Origin of the sequence: Streptomyces sp. NPDC090025, from assembly GCF_044748125.1 — a bacterium.
GTDB lineage: Bacteria > Actinomycetota > Actinomycetes > Streptomycetales > Streptomycetaceae > Streptomyces.
The window spans coordinates 120,586-144,316 of sequence record NZ_JBIVFL010000018.1 but is presented as its reverse complement, the minus strand read 5'-3'; the positions used below and the strand labels follow the sequence as shown (position 1 = coordinate 144,316).

Here is a 23,731-nt window from a genome sequence, read left to right as displayed (position 1 = left end):
CCGGTCGGGCGTCACATCCCTCACACCAGGGGCAATCTTGAGCTGTATGCGGAGGAGGCCGTGAATGCGGATGTCACTCCGGGACGCGGTCGCGATGTCAGCCGCGGTCCTCGCACCGTTTCTGATGGGGCTGGCGCTGGTGCCGCTGCGTACGAGCCTCTCGCACACGAATCTGGCGTTGCTGCTCGTCGTCGTGGTCGTGGCTGTGTCGGCCCTGGGGAATCGGTTCGCCGGGGCGCTGGCAGCCATGTCGGCGGTCGCCTGGTTCGACTTCTTCCATACCGAGCCGCACCAGAGCTTCCACATCCAGGACCGCGCCGACGTGGAGACGGCGGTGCTGCTGCTGTTCGTCGGTCTGGCCGTGTCCCAGCTGTCGGCCCGTGCCCGGGTGCTGCGGAGGGCAGCGGTCTCGGATGCCCGACACCTGGAGCGGCTGCATGCCCTGGCGAGGCTGCTCCGGTCGGGCCGAGGTTCGGCCGACGAACTCGTCGAGCAGATCCGGGAGGAGCTCATCGAGGTCCTCGACCTGCGCGGCTGCCGCTTCGTGCATGGTTCTGCGCCCGTCGATCGTCCGCTGCCCAGACTGGAACCCGACGGCTCGTTGCGCGTCGACGGCTGGATCTGGGACCTGGACCGACAGGGCTGGCCGGACGGGGAGACGGAGTTGTGGGCCGTCGCCCACGGGCGCTGCCAAGGGGTCTTCGTGATGACTCCTGTGCCCGGCGTCGTGCCGGCGTCGCCGGAGGCCCGGCTGGTCGCCGTCGACCTGGCGGGGCTGGCCGCGCTCGTGCTCAGCGGCCAGAAGGATCTAGCCCAGCCCTGAGACCTTGAGAACCGACCGTGTCGTCTCGTGGTGGATGTAGAGGGAGAGCCGGGCCAGATCGTGGGTGCCGGGGCTCAGCATGCCGCGCTGCAAGGAGGTGCGGGCGCCGGCCTCGAGGCGGAGCCAGAGCGCCGGATTGGCGGTGAGAACGCGCAGGTCGACCTCGGCTCGACCGCCTTCCGTATCCCTGAGCATCACACGATGCGAGGTGCCTCCGGCCGGCCAGGCGAACGCCGTGAGCCGGTCCAGGCGGACCGTCCGCGTCACCCACAGGCCCTGGACGATCAGCAGGTCCGGTGCGGCGCTGACCCGCGGGGGCACCAGGACCACCAGCAAGAGCGACGCGAGAGCGATGAATCCCGCCGTGCGGAGCAGCGTCAGGCCGTGCGTGCCGGCGTCGACGGTCAGCGACGCCGCCAGCAGGAGCACCGCGCATCCGACGGCGGCGCGAGCCTCTCCCGGCCACCCCGCGTCTGACAGAACGTCGCCGGGGACGTCGGTTGCACGACGGGCAATGCGACGGAACGGCTTCATGGCGCTCACGCTAGGACCGTTGCCCGGCCCCGCCACCGGGCTCGTACGCCGTGTTTACGCTGCTGCCCGCAGGATTGACGGGTTGCTGACGGCGATGGGTCCGGTCGTGTGGTGCACGTACTCGCGGACGAGGCGGAAGCCGGCCGTCCAGGCCAGGAGGCGGCTGGCACGGTTGTCGCGGGAGCAGCTCCATGTGGCGGTTCGGCCGCGGGCGGTGATGTCGGCGGTGAGGCCCTGGACGCAGGCGAGGGCGAGGTGCTGCCGTCGCTCGGAGGGGTCGGTGGCGCAGGCCACGTCCTCGTACCGGCTTCCGGTGAAGCGCGTGCAGGCCAGCGCGAGGACACGGCCCTTACGGAAGGCTGCCCAGCCCTGCCCTGAGGCGGCGAGGCCCGCGGGACCGCCCCATGTGGCGTGGATCCAACTCATGGAGGGGGCGAGCGCCGCGAGCGCCGGGCCGTCCTCGGAAGTGAGCCGCCGTACCGTCACCGCGCGCGGCACGCGTGGTGGAGCCCCGGCCGCGTGGTGCATGTAGAGCATGCGGTCCCAGGGGTGCAGGCGGTCGAAAGCGGCGCCGAGCACCGGCAGGAAGCGGTCGGACGCCTCGACACAGTGACCGGTCAGCGGGGCGAGGTCGGTGGGGGTGAGGGCGGTGGGGTCGCCGGCCAGGAGGGCGTGGTCGCCGCAGGTGACGGCGATGACGCGGGGGTGTTCAGTGCGGTCGGTCCACCAGGTGCCGTGGCCGGTCGCGAGGACGTGCTCGGCGAGGGCGGCGGTGCCTGGTCCGCCGGCGGGGAAGACGCGGGCGCAGGCCGGTGGCTGGTGGGCGGGGTGAGGGATCACGGGGGAACCTCCGTTACGGACACGGGGCGGCCCGCCGGGGGACGGGCCGCCCCGTTCGGGGTCAGCTCTGGCCGGCCTTGCGGCCGTGGTTCGCCTTCTTCTTGCGGCGGTCCTTCTTCTTGCGTGCGCGCTTGGACATGCCTCGGATTCCCTTCAGGCGGTGTGGCCGACGAGGACGTCAGCGAGCTTGGTGAGGCGCTTGATCGTGCGCTCCTCGGTGGCGGCGGGCGCGGGTGCGACGCGGTGTTCGCGGTCGTAGTAGGCGCCGTTGACGATCTCGACGGCCGGGTCGCAGAGCCGTACGACATGGGCGGCGCCCTCGGCGGGGGAGACGCCCTCGTGCGCGTACAGGGGCAGCAGGCTGGTGGTGCAGATGCCGGGGTGGACGGAGACGGCGGTGACCCGGGGGTCGGCGGCGAAGACCGTCAGGGCCAGCTGCGACTGGGCGTAGGCGGCGAGCCGGGAGTAGCGGCGGGCGCGGTTGGGGTCGGCCCACTGGATGGAGCCGGTGCGGTGCAGGGAGGAGGAGACGTTGACGACGCGGCCGCCCGGCTCGGAGGTCAGGGCCGGTTCCAGGAGGTTGGTCAGGAGGTAGTGGGCGAGGAAGTTGACCTGGAAGGCGATCTCGTTGCCGTCGACGGTGACGGTGTGCCGCTCGGGAGCCGCCATGCCCGCGTTGTTGACCAGGACGTCCAGGTGTGGGTGCTCGGCGAGGACCCGGGTGGCAAGCTGCTCGACCTCCTCCAGACGGGAGAAGTCGGCGCCGAAGGGGCACAGCTGCCCGGCGGAGACGTCGGAGAGCGTGACGAGACGGTCGACGGCGGCGTGCGCCTCCTCGGTGGTCCGGCCGTGGAGGAGCACGGTGGCGCCGCGCTCGGCCAGCTGCCGGGCGGTCTGGTGGCCGATGCCTGAGGTGGCGCCGGTGACGAGCACGGTGCGTCCGGACAGGGAGGAAGAAGACATGGTTCATCCAGGGTTGGTCGAAGAGGTACGAGAAGAGGGGCGCCGTGGACCGGTTGCGACGGTCACGGCGCCCCTGTGACGTGGCGCGGGCAGGCGTCAGCGCAGGGCGGACGCGCCCGGTCGGCAGCGGGGCGTGCGACTCGGCGACGCCTGATGAGGCGGCCGGTCGAGCAGGAGCCACGCGCTGTTCACGCTTCTCATCCAATCCCGGGACACATCCCGGGGCAAGGCCAAAGGCCCTTCCCTGACGCCGCCCTGACGGACATTCACCCGAGCCCCGGAATCATCGACACGAGCAGGTCGATGGCCTTGATGCCGATGAACGGCAGGACGAGACCGCCGAGACCGTAGAGCAGCAGGTTGCGGCGCAGCAGGTCGTGCGCCGATGCCGGCGTGTAGCGGACGCCGCGCAGCGCGAGCGGAATGAGCGCCACGATGATCAGGGCGTTGAAGATGATGGCGGAGGTGATCGCCGAGGTGGGGCTGTGCAGACCCATGATGTTGAGCGCTTCGAGGCCTGGATAGGCGCCGGCGAACATCGCGGGGATGATCGCGAAGTACTTGGCCACGTCGTTCGTGATCGAGAAGGTTGTCAACGCGCCTCGGGTGATGAGGAGTTGTTTGCCGATCTGGACGATCTCGATGAGTTTGGTCGGGTTGGAGTCGAGGTCGACCATGTTGCCGGCCTCCTTCGCGGCCGACGTGCCCGTGTTCATGGCCACGCCGACGTCCGCCTGGGCGAGCGCCGGAGCGTCGTTCGTGCCGTCTCCCGTCATCGCGACCAGCTTGCCGCCCTCCTGCTCCTTCTTGATCAGGGCGAGCTTGTCCTCGGGGGTGGCTTCGGCGAGGAAGTCGTCGACCCCGGCCTCGTGGGCGATGGCGCGCGCGGTCAGCGGGTTGTCGCCGGTGATCATGACCGTGCGGATGCCCATGCGGCGCAGCTCCGCGAACCGTTCCTTGATGCCGTCCTTCACCACGTCCTTGAGGTGGACGATGCCGAGGACGCGGGGACCGTCCCAGTCGTGGACGGCGACCAGGAGCGGGGTGCCGCCGGCCGCCGAGATCTGGTCGCTCCAGGCGCCCGCCTCGCCGGGAACCTTCCCGCCGTACATCTCCACCCAGGCGATGACCTGCGCCGTCGCCCCCTTGCGCACGTGGCAGACGGCGCCGTTGTCCCAGCGCAGGTCGATGCCGCTCATACGGGTCTGCGCGCTGAACTCCACGAACCGGGCGTTCGCGAGCTCGCCGTCGGCCGGGGCCCGCAGCCCGTACCGCTCCTTGGCCAGGACCACCACCGAGCGGCCTTCGGGCGTCTCGTCGGCGAGCGAGGACAGTTGCGCGGCGTTCGCGAGCATGGCCTCGTCGATGCCCGGCAGCGGCACGAAGTCCGCGGCCTCCCGGTTCCCGAGGGTGATGGTCCCCGTCTTGTCGAGGAGGAGCGTGTTGATGTCGCCGGCGGCCTCGACGGCCCGTCCCGACATGGCGAGGACGTTGCGCTGGACGAGCCGGTCCATGCCGGCGATGCCGATGGCCGAGAGGAGCGCGCCGATCGTCGTCGGGATGAGCGTCACGAGCAGGGCGACGAGGACGGTGGTGGAGGGGGCCGCGCCCGCGTACGTGGCCATGGGCTGGATGGCGACGACGACGAGGACGAAGACGACGGTGAGCGCGGCGAGCAGGATGTTCAGCGCGATCTCGTTCGGCGTCTTCTGCCGGGAGGCGCCCTCGACCAGGGCGATCATGCGGTCCATGAAGGAGTGGCCGGGCCGCGAGGTGACCCGTACGACGATCCGGTCCGACAGCACCGTCGTACCGCCCGTCACTCCCGTCCGGTCGCCGCCGGACTCGCGGATGACCGGGGCCGATTCACCGGTGACGGCGGACTCGTCGACCGCCGCGACCCCGTCGACCACGTCGCCGTCGGCCGGGATCAGCTCGCCCGCCTCGACGAGTACGAAGTCGAACATCTTCAGATCCGTGGCGGCCACGGCCTCCGTCTCCGCCCGGTCGAGATCCGTCCCGTACCGCCAGTGCCGGAGGCGCAGGGCCACCGTGTCCGTACGGGCCTTCCGCAGCGACTCGGCCTGTGCCCGGCCCCGTCCTTCGGCGACCGCCTCGGCCAGGTTGGCGAAGACGACCGTCAGCCACAGCCAGACGCTGATCACCCAGGTGAACACGGACGGGTTGACGACCGCGGACAGGGTGGTGAGGACCGATCCGACTCCGACGACGAACAGCACCGGGTTACGGACCAGGTGCCGTGGATGAAGTTTCCGGAGGGCGTCGGGGAACGAGCTGATCATCTGGGCGGGGTCGAGCAGCCCGCCCTCCACGCTGCGTCTGCGCCGTGGTGGATGCGTGGTGGGCGGGAGGGAAGGCGCCTGCTGGACTGGAGCGGCGGGATTCATGGGGTCAGGACCTTCATGAAGGAGCCGCCGCCCGGGACGGCGGGCGACGGCTGGACCGGCAGGACGCACCGGGAGTTCCGGGTGCGCCGGACAGAGGAACGGGAGCGAGGCGCCCTGCCGATCCCGAGGATGGGCGGTGATCGGCAGGGCGCCGTTCCCGGCTCGGCGCATGCGGATGGGAGGCATGGCACCGAGCGGCCTTCGTCGAGGAGGGTCGAGCCACTGACGTCCTCGGCGGTGAGCGGCGGTTGCTGAATGTAGTCGCCGACTTCGTTCCGGCGGACGGACGTTGACGCCCCTCTGACGGTCTGAGGCGTGGCTCTGACGGTTTCCTTGCACCCTGCCGCGCCGTCTGTCAGGACGGTGTCAGGACTCGCGCGCGGGGCGTCAGGGTCGCGTCAACAGAGATCGTCTTCAGTTCTCGCCCGGTCAAGACTGATCGGCACGGGGGACGGACGACCGTCGGTTCGGCGGGCGCACGACCAGCGGCGCCGATGCAGGGCACAGTCTGGGGGCGGGGGCCCCGACAGAAGCCCAACGCCATGCGACGGCCGTCCGGCCAGGGGCCCCGCCCGGCCCGTGACCCTGAGGGGGGTCGCGGCCGGGCCGGCCGCGGGCCGGGGTGTCCCGGGAGTTCTGACACGCACTCCTGGAACGGCACCCCGGCCCGTTCTCGGTTTCTGCGCCGGGTTGTGCGAACCGCGGATGACGTCCGTACGGATCGCGTCAAGAGCCTGTCAGCATCACGGGCCTGGGCGCCAGGGAGCCGTCAAGGTGGCTGCGCAGGACAAGACGAGCGGCGTCTTCTTCGGGAGTGCGTGCGCCACGCGCGCAATTCCGAGGAAATGCCGCGCAGTCGAAGGGCAGTCTGGAACATGAGTGTCGAGAACATCGTCGGTCTGATCATCACGGTCGCCCTGGTCGGTTACCTGGTGGCCGCCTTCATCAAGCCCGAGAAGTTTTGAACGTCCGCAGCCCCGCCGACGGGGCACCTGGTCGCCGCGGCCGGCTCAAGGTCTACCTCGGGGCCGCCCGTGGCGTGGGCAAGACGTGCCGGATGCTCGACGAGGGTAGCCGCAGGGCGGCGCGAGGCACGGATGTGGTCGCCGGGCTCGTGGAGCCACACGGACGCCCCTACACGGAGACGATGCTCCAAGGGTTCGATCGGGTCGCGCCCCGGGGCCGGGAGCTCGACCTGGACGCGGTGCTGCGCCGCTGTCCGGAGGTCGTCCTCGTCGACGATCTCGCCCACGCCAACGCCCCCGGCTGCCGCAACGAGCGCCGCTGGCAGGACGTGGCCGAACTCCTCGCCGCAGGAATCGACGTCGTCACGACGCTCGACATCCAGCACCTGGAATCGCTCAGCGACGTCGTCGAGCGGATCACGGAACTGCCCGGCGGGGAGACCGTCCCCGACACCGTCGTACGAGGCGCCGACCAGATCGAGCTCGTCGACCTGGCGCCCGAGGCGCTGCGCCGCCGGATGGCCCACGGCGACATCCTCCCGCCCGGTGAGGTCGACGCCGCCCTCGCCCGTTACTACCGCATCGGCAACCTCACCGCTCTGCGCGAACTCGCCCTGCTGTGGCTGGCAGACCGCGTGGACGACGCCCTGCGCGCCTACCGGTCGGAACACCGCATCGGCGGAGTCTGGGAGACCCGCGAGCGGGTCGTCGTGGCGCTCACCGGAGGGCCCGAGGGGGAGACCCTGATCCGCCGGGCCGCACGCATCGCCGCCCGCGCCGCCCACGGCGAACTCCTCGCGGTGTACGTGGCGCGCAGCGACGCACTGAGCGCGGGCGCCTCCGCCGCCGCTCTGGGCCGCCAGCGCCGGCTCGTCGAAGACCTGGGGGGCAGCTACCACACGGTCGTCGGCGAGGACGTGCCCACGGCCCTGACCGACTTCGCCCGTGCGGAGAACGCCACCCAGCTCGTCGTCGGCACCAGCCGACGCGGGCGGCTGGAGCGATTCCTCACAGGGCGGGGCATCGGAGAGACGATCGTCGCGCTCTCCGGTGACATCGACGTCCACATGGTCACCCACGAGCGGGCAGGACGTGGCCGTCTGCTGCCCTCCCGGCGCCGTACCCTGCCGACCTCCCGGCTCGTCGCCGGACCGGTCGCCGGCCTGGTCCTCCCGGTGCTGCTGACCTTGCTGCTCGACCGCGTCCGCGGCACGCTCAACCTCACCAGCGAGGCGCTGCTCTTTCTCCTCACCGTGGTGGGCGTCGCGTGCATCGGCGGTGTCGCCTCCGCGCTCGTCGCCGCGCTCACCGCCTCCCTGCTGCTCAACTACTGGTTCATACCGCCCGTCGGGCAGTTCAGCTTCCAGGACCCGGACAACGTCCTCGCCCTCGTCGTCTTCGCCGTCGTCGCGGGAGTCGTCGCCGCGGCCGTCGACCGGTCCCTACGGCTCTCCCGCAGGGCCGCCCGCGCCACCGCCGAGGCCGAGACCCTGTCCTCGCTCGCGGGCTCCGTCGTCCGTGGCGAGGAGGCGGTCTCCGCCCTGCTCAGCCGGGCCAAGGAGGCCTTCGGGATGGCATCGGCCGAGCTCATGGACGCGGCCGAACTCGCCGCCGTCCGGGAGACGGGACCGGCCGACGGTAGGGACATCACAGGGGTCGCCGTCGACGATGGCCTGCACCTCGTGCTGCGCGGCCGGCCCCTGTCCTCCTCCGACCGCCGCGTCCTCGCCGCCTTCGCCGCTCACGTCTCCGCCGCCGCCGAACGCGACCGGCTTGCCGAGGCCGCCGCCGAGGTGGAACCCGTACGGGCCGCCGACCGCATGCGCACCGCGCTCCTCGCCGCCGTCAGCCACGACCTGCGCACGCCACTCGCCAGCGGCTGGGCCGCGGTCGCCTCGCTGCGCAGCCCCGACGTCGAGTTCACCGAGGAGGAGCGTCAAGAGCTCCTCGACACCGCCGACACCTCCATGGCCCGGCTCGGCCGGCTCATCGACAACCTCCTCGACATGAGCCGCCTCCAGGCGGGGGCCCTCTCCCTGTCCCTACGACCCACCGCGCTGGAGGAGGTCGTCCCCTCGGCTCTCGACACCCTGACGCCCGGCTCCCGGCCGCCCGCAGTCGCCAGCCTGGAGGACACCCCGGCGGTGCTCGCCGACCCGCCCCTTCTGGAACGGGTGGTCGCCAACCTGGTCGCCAACGCCACCCGCTTCGCCCCGCCCGAGCACCCGGTCCTGATCACCGCCAGCAGCCTTGCGGGCCGCGTGGAGATCCGGATCGTCGACCGTGGCCCGGGCCTCCCCGCAGGCGTCCATGAACAGGCCTTCGAGCCCTTCCAGCGCCTCGGTGACACCGACAACACCACGGGCGTCGGCCTCGGCCTCGCACTCTCCCGAGGGCTGACCGAGGCCATGGGCGGCACGCTCACCCCCGAGGACACCCCGGGCGGCGGCCTGACCATGGTCATCAGCCTGCCCTGCGCACCGCTGGAGAGGAGCGGCACCGACGAAGCCACGCAGGTGGCCCGATGAGTGAGCCGAAGCCGGTGTTTCCTTCACGCCGAGTCATACCTTCAGACGGGTGCGGATGAGCGTGTCGAGGTGCCGCCACGCCGCGGACTCGGCATTGACCGTGCCCTGGATGAGGGCGGGGATCTCGGAGCCCGTGTCCAGCTCGGGCAGTTCGTCGGGCCCGTAGCGCGCTCGGGTCTCCTCGGCGATCCGGCGGGCGAGGTCGTCGAGACAGGGGTCGTCGGCATCGAGGTCGTGCGCGTGGTCGTAGTCGAGGAAGAGCTGCCGCCGCGCGGGGTCGGCCAGGATCTCGTCCTGGTCCCCGAAGAGTGTCATCGCCTCGTCCGGGTGGGTGGCGAACACGAGGATCCACAGGTCGCGTTGCAGGTCCACCCATCGGGAGGTGAAGCCCCAGCCGGGCAGCCGCCGCAGAAAGGCGGTGACCTCGGTGGGCAGGGGTGACAGTTCCCCGGCGGCGAGTCGGCGCAGGCGCCCCTGTGTCGCCCGCAGGTCACGAATACGGGCGGTGAGCCCGTCGTCGATCTCGCGCAGTGCCTGCTGGAAGTCCTCGTCGGCCGCCGCTCTGAGGTCCCGGATGCGGGCCAGGGGGACCCCGGCTTCCGCGAGTGCGCGGATTTTGATCAGTTCGATGGCGTCAGCAGCACCGTACCGTCGGTAACCGGATGCGTCGCGGTCGGGTTCGGGGAGCAGCCCCTTGTCGTGATAGACGCGAATCGTCTTCGTCGACACTCCGACGTACCTGGCCAGCTGCCCGATGGTGATCACCCGGCCATCGTCCCATTTGGCCTTTCCCCAGGGGCAGGGTCGCACCCTGGCGTCATGACGAGCAAGAACATCGATCGGGAGACCCTGCGGGCACTGGCCGACGAGGGCAACGAGACCGCTCTGGACCGGCTGGCCGACCTCGCCGACGCCCACGGCGACCTGGAGGAGCTGAGCGAGCTGTTGGACGAGGGGTCCATGCGTGCCGGGCTCCTGCTCACGCGGCGGGCCGTCGCGACGGGCAACCTGCGCGAGCTGCAACGGATCTCGGACGCCGGGTTCGACGACGCCGGGAACGAGCTGGACCGACTGCTGAAGGCGCTGGTCGGCGAGGAAACCGACTGATCCAGGACGCCGGCGCGTACGGGTTGTGTAAAGACGGCCGCAGTACACGTTAGGGGGACGTCAACGTCGGCGGTGTGGTGGCTGAAATGCGCTTTCCTCTAACAGGTCCGACGGACCGCTCATCTCATCCACTCACATCCGGGAGCTCACGATGGCCGACCTGGCCTTCGTCGTCACCACGATCGCGATCTTCGCGCTGGTGGCTTTCGTCGCCAAGGGGGTGGCGAAGCTGTGACTGTCGAGAACATCATCGGTCTGGTTGTCGCCGCCGGCCTGCTGGCTTATCTCGTCCTCGCCCTCGTCAAGCCGGAGAGGTTCTGAGTTCCCAGATGAGTCCCGTTCTTGCTGGAATCCTCCAGCTCCTCGCCCTGATCGTCGCCCTCGGCCTGTCCTACCGGCCGCTCGGCGACTACATGGCCAAGGTCTACTCCTCGGAGAAGCACTACAAGCCTGAGAAGTGGATCTACAAGGCGATCGGCGCCAACCCAAACGTGGAGATGCGCTGGCCCGCCTACCTGCGCGGTGTCCTCGCCTTCTCCGCGGTGAGTGTGCTCTTCCTCTACCTGCTGCAGCGCGTCCAGGGTTCGCTGCCCGGCTCGCTCGGCTTCGTCTCGATCGACCCGGACCAGGCCTTCAACACGGCCGCATCCTTCGTGTCGAACACCAACTGGCAGTCGTACTACGGCGAGCAGGCCATGGGCCACGTCGTGCAGACCGGCGGCCTCGCGGTGCAGAACTTCGTCTCCGCCGCGGTGGGTATCGCGGTCGCGGTGGCCCTGGTCCGCGGCTTCGCCCGCTCCCGTACGGGTGAGCTGGGCAACTTCTGGGCCGACCTGGTCCGCGGCACCGTCCGCATCCTGCTGCCGATCTCGGTGGTCGGCGCGCTCGTCCTGGTGGCGTGCGGCGCGATCCAGAACTTCGCCGGGATCCACGAGGTCGGCCAGTTCATGGGCGGCACCCAGCAGTGGAACGGCGGTGCGGTCGCCTCGCAGGAGGTCATCAAGGAGCTGGGCACCAACGGCGGCGGTTACTTCAACGCCAACTCCGCCCACCCCTTCGAGAACCCCAACGGGCTGTCGAACCTCTTCGAGATCTACCTCATCCTCGTCATCCCGTTCGCCCTCACCCGCACCTTCGGGCGCATGGTCGGCTCGATCAGGCAGGGCTACGCGATCCTGGCGACGATGGGCGCCATCTGGCTCGGCTTCGTCGCGCTGATGATGTGGACCGAGTTCGCCCACCCGGGCCCCGCCTTCGACATCGCGGGCGGCGCCATGGAGGGCAAGGAGACCCGCTTCGGCATCGGCGGATCGTCGATCTTCGCGGTCAGCACCACGCTGACCTCGACCGGCGCGGTGGACTCGTTCCACTCTTCCTTCACCGGCTTCGGCGGCGGCATCGCGATGCTCGGTATGCAGCTGGGCGAGATCGCGCCCGGCGGCACCGGCTCCGGCCTCTACGGCATGCTGATCATGGCGATCATCGCGGTGTTCATCGCCGGTCTGATGGTCGGCCGCACCCCCGAGTACCTGGGCAAGAAGATCGGTACGCGGGAGATCAAGTTCGCCGCGCTCTACATCCTGATCACGCCGGCGCTGGTGCTCTGCTTCACGGCGGCCTCGTTCGTCCTGGACACCCCGGCGCACTCGATGACGAACTCCGGCGCGCACGGCTTCTCCGAGATCCTGTACGCCTACACCTCCGGCGCCAACAACAACGGCTCCGCCTTCGCCGGCCTCAACGCCGACACGCAGTGGTTCAACTCGACCATCGGCATCGCGATGCTGCTCGGCCGCTTCCTGCCCATGGTGTTCGTGCTCGCGCTGGCCGGATCCCTCGCCGAGCAGGCGCCCGTCCCCGAGACCGCGGGCACCCTGCGCACCGAGAAGCCGCTCTTCACCGGCCTGCTGGTCGGCACGATCATGATCATCACTGGTCTCACCTACTTCCCGGCCCTGGCGCTGGGTCCGCTCGCCGAAGGGCTCGCAGCATGAGCACCATCACTCCCACCCGGGCACCGCACCCGGACGTACCCACGGGGCACAAGCCCGAGGGCGGACGTGTCGGTGGCGGGCTGTTCGACCCGAAGCAGCTGGTCAAGTCCTTCCCGGACGCGATCAGGAAGCTCGACCCGCGCGTGATGGTCAAGTCGCCGGTCATGTTCGTAGTCCTGGTCGGCTCGGTGGTCACCACCGCGCTCGCGATCAAGAACCCGGGGGACTGGTTCGGCTGGGCGATCACCGCCTGGCTCTGGCTCACCACGGTCTTCGCCAACCTCGCCGAGGCCGTCGCCGAGGGCCGCGGCAAGGCGCAGGCCGACACCCTGCGCCGGGCCAAGACCGACACCGTCGCCCGCCGCCTCACGAAGGACGGCAAGAGCGAGGAGCAGGTCCCCGGCACCGATCTGAAGATCGGTGACCTGGTGGTCTGCGAGGCCGGCGACATCATCCCCGGCGACGGTGACGTCGTCGAGGGCGTCGCCTCGGTCGACGAGTCGGCGATCACGGGCGAGTCCGCGCCGGTCATCCGTGAGTCCGGCGGCGACCGGTGCGCGGTCACGGGCGGTACGAAGGTGCTGTCCGACCGGATCGTCATCAAGATCACGACGAAGCCCGGCGAGACCTTCATCGACCGGATGATCAACCTGGTCGAGGGCGCCGCCCGCCAGAAGACCCCGAACGAGATCGCCCTCAACATCCTGCTGGCGTCCCTCACCATCGTCTTCCTGCTGGCCGTTGTCACCCTCAAGCCCTTCGCGATCTACGCCGGGGCCGACAAGCAGACCTCGATGATCGTCCTCACGGCGCTCCTGGTCTGCCTCATCCCGACCACCATCGGCGCGCTGCTCTCCGCGATCGGCATCGCCGGCATGGACCGGCTGGTCCAGCGCAACGTGCTCGCGATGTCCGGCCGCGCCGTCGAGGCGGCGGGCGACGTGTCGACGCTGCTGCTCGACAAGACCGGCACGATCACCCTCGGCAACCGGCAGGCTTCCGAGTTCGTTCCGGTCAAGGGCGCCACCGACGCGGAGGTCGCCGACGCCGCCCAGCTCTCCTCGCTCGCCGACGAGACGCCCGAAGGCCGCTCCATCGTGGTCCTCGCCAAGGAGAAGTACGGGCTGCGCGAGCGCCACCAGGGCGAGCTGGCGCACGCCACCTGGATCGAGTTCACGGCCCAGACCCGTATGTCGGGTGTCGACGTGGACGGCAAGAGCATTCGCAAGGGTGCCGCGGGCTCCGTGGTCACCTGGGTGAAGGAGCAGGGCGGCCAGGTCTCCGACGACGCCGACACCCTCGCCAACGCCATCTCCGAGGCCGGTGGCACGCCCCTCCTCGTCGCAACCAAGGACGACAAGGGCGCCCGCGTCCTGGGTGTCATCCACCTGAAGGACGTCGTCAAGGAGGGCATGCGCGAGCGGTTCGACGAGCTGCGCCGCATGGGCATCAAGACGATCATGATCACGGGTGACAACCCGCTGACCGCCAAGGCCATCGCCGAAGAGGCCGGTGTCGACGACTTCCTCGCCGAGGCCACCCCCGAGGACAAGATGGCGCTGATCAAGCGCGAACAGGCGGGCGGCAAGCTGGTCGCGATGACCGGCGACGGCACCAACGACGCCCCCGCCCTGGCCCAGGCCGACGTCGGCGTGGCGATGAACACGGGCACGTCGGCCGCCAAGGAGGCCGGCAACATGGTCGACCTCGACTCCAACCCGACCAAGCTCATCGAGATCGTCGAGATCGGCAAGCAGCTCCTCATCACCCGAGGCGCGCTGACCACCTTCTCCATCGCCAACGACGTCGCGAAGTACTTCGCGATCATCCCCGCGATGTTCGCCGTCGCCTACCCGTCGCTGGACAAGCTCAACATCATGGGCCTGGCCTCGCCCGAGTCCGCGATCCTCTCCGCCGTCATCTTCAACGCCCTGATCATCATCGCGCTCGTGCCGCTCGCCCTAAAGGGCGTGCGCTACCGGCCGAGCAGCGCCGACTCGATGCTCCGCCGCAACCTCGGCCTCTACGGACTCGGCGGCCTGATCGCCCCGTTCATCGGCATCAAGATCATCGACCTGCTCATCTCCCTCATCCCCGGAATCGGCTGACCATGACGAACAACTCCGTAGGCAACGCGGGACGTCTGCTCTGGGCCGCTCTCCGTGCCCTGCTCGTCCTGACCGTGGTGACGGGCGTGCTTTACCCGCTCGCCGTCACCGGCGTCGCCCAACTGGCCTTCCCCGGCAAGGCGAACGGCTCCGAGATCAAGGACGCGAGCGGGAAGGTCGTCGGCTCCGAGCTCATCGGCCAGACCTATAACCTCCCGCTGAAGGACGGCGAGGAGACCGCGAGCCCGGACCTGAAGTGGTTCCAGCCGCGCCCGTCCAACGGCCTCGGCACCAACAGCGTCAACACCCAGTACAAGATCATCCTCTCCGGCGCCACCAACCGCTCCGGTGACAACGGCGCCGTGACCGACAAGGAAGGGAAGGCCGTCTGCCCGGAGAAGCCGGAGGAGGGCACCCTGTGTGCCCAGGTGACGGATGCCAAGGCCGCCGTCGTCAAGGACAACTCCACCGCCGACTTCAAGGTCAGGCCGTCCGACGTCCCGGCCGACGCGGTCACGTCCTCCGGCTCGGGCCTTGACCCGCACATCTCCCCGGAGTACGCGAAGCTCCAGGTGCACCGAGTCGCGGAGAAGAACGGCCTCGACGTCAAGCAGGTCGAGAAGCTGGTCGCCGACCACACCGACGACCGCATCCTCGGTTTCATCGGCGAGCCCCGCGTCAACGTCCTCCAGCTCAACCTCGCGCTGAAGTCGCTCGTGGCGGCCAAGGGCTGATGGCCTTACGCCCGACGCACGGGAGCCGGCAGTCCGGGAACGTCCCGGCTGCCGGCTCCCGACGCGCATCCGACGCCATGCTTCAAACGAAAGGCAGTACGCCGATGACCCGGGTCCTGGTCGTCGAGGACGACGCGCAGCTCGCGCGTGCTCTGACGATCAACCTCAAAGCACGCAAGTACGACGTGGACGCGGCCCACGACGCCGCCGCCGCGCTCCGGCTCGCGGCCACCGAGCCACCGGACGTGATCCTCCTGGATCTCGGGCTGCCCGACATGGACGGCATCGACCTCATCCGGGCGCTGCGCGGCTGGAACCGGGCTCCGGTGCTCGTACTCTCCGCCCGCAGCGGGTCCGAGGACAAGATCCGGGCCCTCGACGCCGGTGCGGACGACTACATGACCAAGCCCTTCAGCATGGACGAACTCCTCGCCCGGCTGAGGGCGGCCACCCGCCGGATCGAGGAGTCGCCCGCGCAGGCGCGGCCGAGTCCGGGAGCGGCGGCCGCCGTGGTCACCACCGACGAGTTCTCGGTCGATCTCGTGGGGAAGAAGGTCCGGCGCGGTGACCGCGACGTCCGGCTCACCCCGACCGAGTGGCACCTGCTGGAGATCCTCATCTGCAACCCCGGCGTCCTCGTCAGCCAACAGCGTCTCCTCAAGGAGGTGTGGGGGCCGAGCTACAGCAGTAAGACCAACTATTTGAGGGTCTACATGGCGCAGCTGCGTCGCAAACTGGAGGCGGACCCGTCACACCCCCGCTATCTGATCACCGAGCCCGGCATGGGATACCGCTTCGAGGCGTGACGTCCCGTCCGCTCAGCCACACGCTCTGTCCGACATCGACGAGAAACGAAACCATGGGACGCGGAAAGCTCCGTATCTACCTCGGCGCGGCACCGGGCGTCGGCAAGACGTACTCGATGCTCTCGGAGGCCCACCGGCGGGTCGAGCGCGGCACCGACTGCGTCGTCGCCTTCGTCGAGCACCACCACAGGCCGCGCACGGAGGTGATGCTGCACGGCCTGGAGACGATGCCGCGTACGGAGATCGCCTACCGGGACACGGTGTTCACCGAGATGGACGTGGACGCGGTGCTGGCCAGGAAGCCCGCCGTCGCGCTCGTGGACGAGCTGGCCCACACCAACATCCCCGGCTCCCGCAACGCCAAGCGCTGGCAGGACGTCGAGGAGCTGCTTGCCGCAGGCATCGACGTGATCTCCACGGTCAACATCCAGCACCTGGAGTCCCTCGGCGACGTCGTCGAGTCGATCACGGGGGTGCGGCAGCGGGAGACCGTCCCCGACGAGGTGGTACGTCGCGCCGACCAGATAGAACTGGTCGACATGTCGCCCCAGGCGCTGCGGCGGCGGATGGCGCACGGCAACGTCTACAAGCCGGACAAGGTCGACGCGGCTCTGTCCAACTACTTCCGCCCCGGCAACCTCACCGCCCTGCGCGAACTGGCGCTGCTGTGGACCGCCGACCGGGTCGACGAGTACCTCCAGGAGTACCGCACCGAACACCGTGTCTCGAAGATCTGGGGCTCCCGTGAGCGGATCGTCGTCGGTCTCACCGGAGGACCCGAGGGCCGCACCCTCATCCGCCGCGCCGCCCGACTGGCCGAGAAGGGCGCCGGCGGCGAAGTCCTCGCCGTCTACATCGCGCGCAGCGACGGACTCACCTCTGCCTCGCCGAAGGAACTGGCCGTCCAGCGGACCCTCGTCGAGGACCTGGGCGGCACGTTCCACCACGTCATCGGCGACGACATCTCCACCGGACTCCTGGAGTTCGCGCGTGGGGTCAACGCCACCCAGATCGTCCTGGGAGTCAGCCGCCGCCGCTCCTGGCAGTACGCCTTCAGCCCCGGCGTCAGTGCCACGGTCGCCCGTGAGTCGGGGCCCGACCTCGACGTCCACATCGTCACCCACGACGAGGCGGCGAAGGGCCGGGGGCTGCCTGTGGCGCGTCGCGCGAAGCTCGGGCGGTCCCGCACCATCTGGGGTTGGGTGGTCGGCCTCGCAGGGCCGGTGCTTCTCACCCTGCTGCTCAGCAGCGCCCTCCCGGACGTAGGCCTCGCCAACGACGTCCTGCTCTTTCTCACCCTCACGGTCGCCGCGGCACTTCTCGGCGGCCTCAGGCCCGCCCTCGCCTCCGCAGCTGTCGGATCGCTGCTGCTCAACTACTACTTCACCCCTCCCCTCCACGAACTCACCATCGCCGACCCGAAGAACGTGGTCGCCCTGGTGATCTTCGTGGGCGTGGCGATCTCCGTCGCCTCCGTGGTCGATCTCGCCGCCCGCCGCACCCACCAGGCCGCCCGCCTGCGTGCGGAGGCGGAGACGCTCTCCTTCCTCGCCGGCAGCGTGCTGCGCGGCGAGACCGGACTCGGCGCGCTGCTCGAACGGCTCAGGGAGACCTTCGCCATGGAGTCCGTCGCGCTCCTGGAGCGCCCCGACGACAGCGAGCCGTGGACGTGCGTCGCCGTCGTCGGCCCCGGCCGCCCGGTCGGCCGGCCCGAGGACGCGGACGTCGACATGCCGGTCGGCGACCACCTGGCCCTCGCGCTCACGGGCCGCGTCCTGCCGGGCGAGGACCGGCGTGTGCTCGGCGCGTTCGCCGCCCAGGCGGCGGTCGTGCTCGACCGGCAGCGTCTCGTCGACGAGGCGGAGCAGGCCCGCCGGCTTGCCGAGGGCAACAAGATCCGCACCTCGCTGCTGGCCGCCGTCAGCCACGACCTGCGCACCCCGCTCGCCGGCATCAAGGCCTCGGTCTCCTCACTGCGGGCGGAGGACGTCGAGTGGTCGGAGGAGGACCGGGCCGACCTGCTTGCGAACGTGGAGGAGGGCGCCGACCGGCTCGACCACCTGGTTGGCAACCTCCTGGATGTCTCCCGGCTGGAGACCGGCACCGTCACCGCCGTCCTGCGGCAGACCGACCTCGACGAGGTCGTTCCGATGGCGCTCGTGGGCGTGCCCGAGGACAGCGTCGAGCTCGACATCCCCGAGACCCTGCCCATGGTCGTCGTCGACCGCGGCCTGCTCGAACGGGCCGTCGCCAACGTCGTCGAGAACGCGGTGAAGTACAGCCCTGACGGAACCCCGGTCCTCGTGGCCGCCAGCGCGATCGCCGACCGCGTCGAACTCCGCGTCGTGGACCGTGGACCGGGCGTCCCCGACGAGGCCAAGGACCGCATCTTCGGAGCCTTCCAGCGGTACGGCGACGCCCCGCGCGGCGCGGGAGTCGGCCTCGGCCTCGCCGTCGCCCGCGGCTTCGTCGAAGCCATGGGTGGCACGGTCACGGCCGAGGACACCCCGGGCGGCGGCCTGACCATGACCATCAGCCTCCGCAGGGAGGACGGTGCCCCGCCCTTCCACCCCGACGCGACGACCGGGACGACGTGACCGCTCGGAACCGTACGGCCGGATGATCAGTCATCCAGTGGTGCCGGCAGGGCACCGAGGACGCGGACGAGAAAGGGGGGAGTGCTGGTGAGCGAGGCAGAGCGCTCGCGAACGAAGGCGCCCACGACCGGGGTCAAGGCGCTCGCCGCCGCTCTGGCGGTGGCGGCGGCCGCCGGCGCGGCCTGGTTCGGACTCGGCGGCGGCGAGGCGTCCGGCGACGACCTGGGGGACAGCTGCCGGGGGTCGCTGGCGGTCGAGGAGGCCCGGACGTTCTTCGGCGGTGCCGACCTCGAAGCGCGCGGGCACACCGGTGAATGGGTCGGACACGACACGGAATGGTGCTCGGTCACGGCGCGCGGCCAGGACTCGGGGACCACCCTGAGGCTGCAGATCCGCCCGGTCGCCGCACACCGGGCCAGCGGTGCGGCGGAGGAGGCCTCGGCGACGCCCATCGGATACGGGTGGAACGGTTCGTTCGTCGGCCGGAGCCGGCCCGGGGCGGCGGTGCTCGTCGACTGCGCCGCGCTGCCAGGTAAGGGCCTCCTCGTTCTGACCGAGACCACGGCGAAGGCCGAGGACCTGACGAAGGAGCAGGTCGGCCAAGTCGCCCGGCTCGCCACGGAGACGGCCCGGAAGGCCGCCGATCGCTTCCACTGCGAGGGAGCGCTCGGCACACGTCCGTCCGGGGTGGACCTGAGCGAATGGCGCGATGTCCCGCCCGCCCGCGCGACCGGAACCTGCCGCGACGTGGTCTCCGCCGCGACGGCGGGCCGACTGGGTGTCACGGCGGTCGCCGAGAAGCCGGCCGGCCGCGCGTTGACCGAGGCCTGCGCGCTGAAGCGCGGGGCGAAGACGCTCGCCGAGCTGACCGCCTACTACGGCGCCTCCGCCGAGCAGGAGATGTATCTCGACGGCCGCTACCCCGGCAGCGTCAAGGGCGCCAGCACGCGCGCCCTCACCTGCAAGGGAGCCCTCGGTACCGCGTACGTCAAGCTGGTCGGCCCGTCCGGCGGCCAGGGCGGTCCGGGGGACCTCCGGCCCGCCGACGTCCAGGAGCTGCTGGGCCGCTTCGCGGCCACGTCGACGGCCCGCCACGGCTGCCCCGCGTGAGCCGGCACGAGGAACGGACGTTCAGGCGTCGGGCCCGGGCGTTTCCACCCCGGGCGGCATCTGCTGCGCAAGGGCGGACCCGGCTCTGTCGGAACCGGCCACCGCCGGACCGTAGGCCGGTAGGTCCGTCGGCCCGTCAGCCCGTCGATCAGGAGGCATCCGACGGGGCGGACCGATCGGTCGCGGTGCCCGTCTGAGTTTCCGGCGTCTCCGGCATCGGCGTCGGAGCGGCGTCGAGGTTGCGGGCCGCCCGGTCGAAGTAGCGGAGCAGTTCCACCGGGAAAGGCATCACGAGCGTGGAGTTCTTCTCCGCCGCCACCTCGACGACGGTCTGCAGCAGCCGCAGCTGCATCGCCTCCGGCGTGTCGGCCATGATCCGCGACGCGTTGGCGAGCTGCTGTGCCGCCTGGAACTCGCCGTCCGCCGTGATCACCCGCGCCCGCCGCTCGCGCTCGGCCTCGGCCTGCCGGGACATCGACCGCTTCAGCGACTCCGGCAGCTGTACGTCCTTGATCTCGACCCGGTCGATGTGGACGCCCCAGCCGGCCGCCGGGCTGTCGATCATCAAGGCGAGCCCTTCGTGCAGCCGCTCCCGGTCGGACAGCAGGTCGTCCAGGTCGCTCTTGCCGATGATCGAGCGCAGCGACGACTGCGCGACCTGGCCGACGGCGAAGGCGTAGTCCTGCACCTCGATCGTGGCACGGGCGGGGTCGGTGACCCGGTAGTAGACGACCGCGTCGACCTTGACCGACACGTTGTCCCGGGTGATGCCCTCCTGCGTCGGGATCGGCAGCGTCGCGACCTGGACGTTCACCTTCCGCATGCGGTCCGCGACCGGTACCAGGAAGGTGATGCCCGGCTGTCGATGACCGGGCAGCGCCTTGCCGAAGCGGAACACGACGCCCCGCTCGACCTCATTGATCACCCGCATCCCGCTGCGCAACAACAGCAGCAGGAAGACAGCCACGACGACCACTCCGACAACCGCGCTCTCCATGGGAACGCCTCCTTCGTGAAACCGGTTCGACACTGGTCAGGACGGCCGAGCGGGCCCTGCGGATGCGCCTCTGGCGTCAGGAACACGTCAAGCTTGTGGTGCCTGTACCGGTGCCGAAGTGCGACGGGGGCCGGGCGCGCATGATGGAGGGAGAACGTGTGGGTGTGGAGTATCGGTAGGAGCCCCCGATGGCGCGAGGACGATTGCGGATCTACCTCGGGGCCGCCCCGGGGGTGGGGAAGACGTACGCCATGCTTGAGGAGGGACAGCGGCTGCGTGCGAGCGGCGCGGATGTCGTCGCCGGTTTCGTGGAGCCGCACGGGCGACGGCCGACCGCCGCGATGGCCGAAGGGCTGGAGACGATCCTTCGACGCACCATGACCCACCGCGGGGCGGCCTTCACCGAGATGGATCGGGACGCGGTGCTCGCCCGGCACCCGCAGGTCGCCCTGGTCGACGAACTGGCCCACACGAACGTACCGGGCTCGCGCAACGCGAAACGGTGGCAGGACGTCGAGGAACTCCTCGACGCGGGGACGGACGTCGTCACCACCCTCAACGTCCAGCACCTGGAGTCACTGGGCGACGTGGTCCGGCAGATCACGGGCGTCCAGCAGCGCGAGACGCTGCCCGACGAGGTCGCGCGCCGCGCGGACCAGATCGAGCTGGTCGACCTTCCACCGGAGCTCCTGCGCCGCCGCATGCTGCACGGGGAGATCTATCCCGCCGACCGCGTCGAGGCCGCCCTCACCCACTACTTCCGCGTCGGAAACCTCACCGCCCTGCGGGAACTCGCCTTGTTGTGGCTCGCCGACCGTGTGGAGGAAGGACTGCAGCGCTACCGTGCCGAGCACGGCATCACCGCCCCCTGGGAGACCCGCGAACGCATCATGGTCGCCCTGACCGGCGGCCCGGAGGGCGAGACCCTGATCCGCCGCGCGGCCCGGGTCGCCGCCCGAACGCCCGGCAGCCAGCTCCTGGCGCTGCACGTCGTCCCGAGCGACGGACTCGTCCATGCCGATCCGGCTGCCCTCGCCGCCCAGCGTGCCCTGGTGGAGTCGATGGGCGGCAGCTATCACCAGACGACCGGGGACGACCTCCCCGAGACCATGCTGCAGTTCGCGGAGGCCGAGAACGTCACCCAGATCGTGCTGGGCGCCAGCCGGCGCGGACGGCTCTCCACCTTCCTGTACGGAAGCGTGGGGCGCCGGACGATCCAGCGCTCGGGCCCGATCGACGTGCTCGTCGTGACCCACGAGGAGGCCGCCGGCTCCTCCTCGCCCCTGCGGCTGCCGCACCCGACCCACGCCACCGGGCCACGGCGCTTCTGGGGCGCGATGCTGCTGGCCGCAGTGGTGCTCCCGGCACTGACCATGCTCCTGGTCGCTCTGCGGGGGCACGTGGACCTGGCCCTCGTGCTCGTGCTCTACCTCCTGACCGTCGTCGTGATCGCCCTCGTCGGTGGTCTGCTGCCCGCCCTGTTCGCGGCGCTGGCCGCGGGACTGCTCGCCGACTACTACTTCACCCTGCCCCTGCACTCGCTGGACGTGGAGCACACGTCCGACATCGCCGCTCTGCTGGTCTTCGTCGTCACGGCCGTGGTGGTCGGTTCGGCCTCGGGAACGGCCGCGCGCCGCACGTACGAGGCCGTCCGAGCGCGGTCCGAGGCGCGTGCCCTGAGCAGGCTCGCCACCTCACTGATGCGTGATCAGGACCTGCCGGTGCTTCTCGAACAGGTTCGCGAGGACTTCGGCCTGGACGCGGTCAGCCTGCTGCAGGAGGACACCGAGCACCCTGCCGATCCTCGCTGGTCGGTCGTCGCCGCTGCCGGAGAGAACCCGCCGGAACGTCCGTACGACGCGGATGTCGAAACGCCCGTCGACAGCTCCGCCGCCGGCGGACTGACGCTGGCGGCCCGCGGTCGCACCCTCAGCGGTGACGACCAGCTCCTGCTGGGCGCGTGCGCCGCGCAGCTGGTCATGGCGTACGCGCACGGGCGGCTCGCCGCCGTGGCGGCCGAGACCGGCCTTCGCGCCGAGGCGGAACACACGCGGTCCTCGCTGCTTCTCGCCGCGAGCCGTGATCTGCGGTCCCCGCTGCGTGTCGCGGAGGAGGCATTGCGACGCCTCCCTTCCCCTCCCGCCGCAGCCGACGGACGGCCGTCCGTCCAGCGGGACGACAGCCGGCTCCTCGACACGGCCCGGGCATCGGTGCGCCGTGCCACCCAGCTCGTCACGGATCTCGACGACCTCAGCCGCCTGCGTGCCGAATCCCTCGACCTCTACCTCCGCCCGGTCGACCTCGACGAGGTGCTGACCGCGGTCCTGGACACCCTCGGCCCCGGCAGCGACAGGATCCGCTGCACCCTGCCGGAGCACCTGCCCGACGCGATCGCCGACGCGGCGGTGCTCACCCGCGTACTGGCCGCGCTGACAGCGGAAGCCCTGCGCCACACCCCGCCCGAGGAGCCCGCACACCTGACCGCCGAGGTGCGGTCCGGTCGGCTGGTGATACGAGTGGGTGCCGGGACCGGAGCCGGGTCGGACAGCGCGGCGTCGATGACGGATGCGAGTCCACCGACGGACACCGTGATCCTGCGGCTGGCCCGCGATCTGGCCGAGGCCATGGGCGGCACCCTGGACTCCGTGGCGTCCGGGCCACGGTTCGCGAGGGCGCTCACTCTTCCGGCAGCGGTTCCCCACACGGCGCGCCCTCCGTCGTAGCCGCTCGGTGGGCCGGGACGCCCCGCTCGCTGCCGTCGCCGGAATCGCGGCGGTCACGAAGGCGCGCCACCCGCGTCGGGCGGACTCGCCGTACCCTCCGCACCGGGTCCGCGCCCGGGAGACGGCCTCGCCGCGTCGCCTTGCCGGGTGAGCCATGCTCCGAGGCCCACCGAGCCGACCAGGACCGTCGCACCGACAGCTGTGGCCACGGCGGGGTACGTGTTGTCCCAGTCGTCGGCCTTCTCCTCGTAGGTGTAACGCACCAGGTTGGAGCCCGCGCGCATCACGCAGGTGTCGCCAGGGCCCATCCTGCGGTCCATGCAGGAAACGGTGGTGCCGTCGCGCAGGTCGGTCACGCCTCTCCAGAGCGTGACCGATCCGAAAAGGATCAGGAGGAGCGTCAGCCCGCAGCCCATGTCGCGATGGGAGTTGTCCATGGGGGAAGCCTGAACGTCGGCGGGCGTCGCCCGCGCCGATCCGAAGGAATCCTGCCG

General features: G+C 70.6%; 20 protein-coding genes. 12 read left to right on the top strand and 8 right to left on the bottom strand.

From position 1 onward, the window contains the following. Nucleotides 1-64: 64 nt before the first annotated feature. Nucleotides 65-823, top strand: coding sequence for a DUF4118 domain-containing protein (locus ACIPXM_RS31395; protein ID WP_401662521.1), 759 nt, complete (start codon nucleotides 65-67; stop codon nucleotides 821-823). Here the strand turns inward: ACIPXM_RS31395 and ACIPXM_RS31390 are convergent. The 5 genes from ACIPXM_RS31390 to kdpB (ACIPXM_RS31370) form a co-directional block, all read right to left on the bottom strand. Continuing rightward, on the bottom strand, nucleotides 809-1,366 hold the full coding sequence (locus ACIPXM_RS31390; RefSeq protein ID WP_401662519.1) for a hypothetical protein: 558 nt from the start codon (nucleotides 1,364-1,366) through the stop codon (nucleotides 809-811). The genes ACIPXM_RS31395 and ACIPXM_RS31390 overlap by 15 nt on opposite strands. A gap of 45 nt (nucleotides 1,367-1,411) precedes the next feature. Continuing rightward, entirely contained in the window at nucleotides 1,412-2,197 is a 786-nt protein-coding gene (locus ACIPXM_RS31385) for a GNAT family N-acetyltransferase (protein WP_401662517.1), read from the bottom strand. 61 nt (nucleotides 2,198-2,258) lie between these two features. Continuing rightward, a complete protein-coding gene (locus ACIPXM_RS31380) occupies nucleotides 2,259-2,336 on the bottom strand; it encodes a 50S ribosomal protein bL37 (protein ID WP_401662558.1) in 78 nt (25 codons plus the stop codon). Nucleotides 2,337-2,350: 14 nt separating this feature from the next. Next, a complete protein-coding gene (locus tag ACIPXM_RS31375) occupies nucleotides 2,351-3,160 on the bottom strand; it encodes an SDR family NAD(P)-dependent oxidoreductase (protein ID WP_401662515.1) in 810 nt (269 codons plus the stop codon). 266 nt (nucleotides 3,161-3,426) lie between these two features. Next, nucleotides 3,427-5,568: a potassium-transporting ATPase subunit KdpB gene (kdpB, locus tag ACIPXM_RS31370; RefSeq protein WP_401662513.1), complete on the bottom strand. Its 2,142-nt coding sequence runs from the start codon at nucleotides 5,566-5,568 to the stop codon at nucleotides 3,427-3,429. A gap of 875 nt (nucleotides 5,569-6,443) precedes the next feature. Here kdpB (ACIPXM_RS31370) and kdpF (ACIPXM_RS31365) point away from each other — a divergent pair. Both kdpF (ACIPXM_RS31365) and ACIPXM_RS31360 read left to right on the top strand, forming a co-directional pair. After that, nucleotides 6,444-6,533: a K(+)-transporting ATPase subunit F gene (gene kdpF, locus ACIPXM_RS31365; RefSeq protein ID WP_401662511.1), complete on the top strand. Its 90-nt coding sequence runs from the start codon at nucleotides 6,444-6,446 to the stop codon at nucleotides 6,531-6,533. Continuing rightward, nucleotides 6,530-9,061 (top strand): ATP-binding protein, encoded by a 2,532-nt coding sequence (locus ACIPXM_RS31360; protein WP_401662509.1) that lies wholly within the window; start codon nucleotides 6,530-6,532, stop codon nucleotides 9,059-9,061. Before kdpF (ACIPXM_RS31365) ends, ACIPXM_RS31360 begins: the two co-directional genes overlap by 4 nt. Before the next feature lie 33 nt (nucleotides 9,062-9,094). Here ACIPXM_RS31360 and ACIPXM_RS31355 read toward each other — a convergent pair whose 3' ends face one another. Further along, nucleotides 9,095-9,826, bottom strand: a complete 732-nt coding sequence (locus ACIPXM_RS31355; protein WP_401662507.1) for a MerR family transcriptional regulator — start codon at nucleotides 9,824-9,826, stop codon at nucleotides 9,095-9,097. Nucleotides 9,827-9,880: 54 nt separating this feature from the next. Here ACIPXM_RS31355 and ACIPXM_RS31350 point away from each other — a divergent pair, with 54 nt between their 5' ends. From ACIPXM_RS31350 to ACIPXM_RS31315, 8 genes are all read left to right on the top strand, one after another. Continuing rightward, entirely contained in the window at nucleotides 9,881-10,168 is a 288-nt protein-coding gene (locus tag ACIPXM_RS31350; protein ID WP_401662505.1) for a hypothetical protein, read from the top strand. 231 nt (nucleotides 10,169-10,399) lie between these two features. Next, the gene (gene kdpF, locus ACIPXM_RS31345; protein ID WP_267260032.1) at nucleotides 10,400-10,489 is read left to right on the top strand and encodes a K(+)-transporting ATPase subunit F; all 90 of its coding nucleotides are present in this window, start codon (nucleotides 10,400-10,402) and stop codon (nucleotides 10,487-10,489) included. An 8-nt stretch (nucleotides 10,490-10,497) separates the two neighbouring features. Beyond that, nucleotides 10,498-12,162, top strand: a complete 1,665-nt coding sequence (kdpA, locus tag ACIPXM_RS31340) for a potassium-transporting ATPase subunit KdpA (protein WP_401662502.1) — start codon at nucleotides 10,498-10,500, stop codon at nucleotides 12,160-12,162. Further along, on the top strand, nucleotides 12,159-14,270 hold the full coding sequence (gene kdpB / locus ACIPXM_RS31335) for a potassium-transporting ATPase subunit KdpB (protein ID WP_401662500.1): 2,112 nt from the start codon (nucleotides 12,159-12,161) through the stop codon (nucleotides 14,268-14,270). Before kdpA ends, kdpB (ACIPXM_RS31335) begins: the two co-directional genes overlap by 4 nt. Nucleotides 14,271-14,272: 2 nt before the next feature. After that, nucleotides 14,273-15,004, top strand: coding sequence for a potassium-transporting ATPase subunit C (locus tag ACIPXM_RS31330; protein WP_401662498.1), 732 nt, complete (start codon nucleotides 14,273-14,275; stop codon nucleotides 15,002-15,004). A 104-nt stretch (nucleotides 15,005-15,108) separates the two neighbouring features. After that, entirely contained in the window at nucleotides 15,109-15,810 is a 702-nt protein-coding gene (locus tag ACIPXM_RS31325) for a response regulator (RefSeq protein ID WP_401662496.1), read from the top strand. Nucleotides 15,811-15,863: 53 nt separating this feature from the next. After that, on the top strand, nucleotides 15,864-18,407 hold the full coding sequence (locus ACIPXM_RS31320) for an ATP-binding protein (RefSeq protein WP_401662494.1): 2,544 nt from the start codon (nucleotides 15,864-15,866) through the stop codon (nucleotides 18,405-18,407). Between the two features lie 87 nt (nucleotides 18,408-18,494). Continuing rightward, nucleotides 18,495-19,517, top strand: coding sequence for a hypothetical protein (locus ACIPXM_RS31315; RefSeq protein WP_401662492.1), 1,023 nt, complete (start codon nucleotides 18,495-18,497; stop codon nucleotides 19,515-19,517). A 148-nt stretch (nucleotides 19,518-19,665) separates the two neighbouring features. On the opposite strand, the gene ACIPXM_RS31310 is transcribed toward ACIPXM_RS31315, so the two are convergent. Continuing rightward, a complete protein-coding gene (locus ACIPXM_RS31310; RefSeq protein ID WP_401662490.1) occupies nucleotides 19,666-20,514 on the bottom strand; it encodes a slipin family protein in 849 nt (282 codons plus the stop codon). Between the two features lie 188 nt (nucleotides 20,515-20,702). On the opposite strand from ACIPXM_RS31310, the gene ACIPXM_RS31305 reads away from it, so the two are divergent. Next, complete coding sequence (locus ACIPXM_RS31305; protein WP_401662488.1) at nucleotides 20,703-23,237, top strand: DUF4118 domain-containing protein; 2,535 nt, start codon at nucleotides 20,703-20,705, stop codon at nucleotides 23,235-23,237. 53 nt (nucleotides 23,238-23,290) lie between these two features. Here ACIPXM_RS31305 and ACIPXM_RS31300 read toward each other — a convergent pair whose 3' ends face one another. Further along, a complete protein-coding gene (locus tag ACIPXM_RS31300; protein ID WP_401662486.1) occupies nucleotides 23,291-23,674 on the bottom strand; it encodes a hypothetical protein in 384 nt (127 codons plus the stop codon). Between the last annotated feature and the right edge of the window lie 57 nt (nucleotides 23,675-23,731).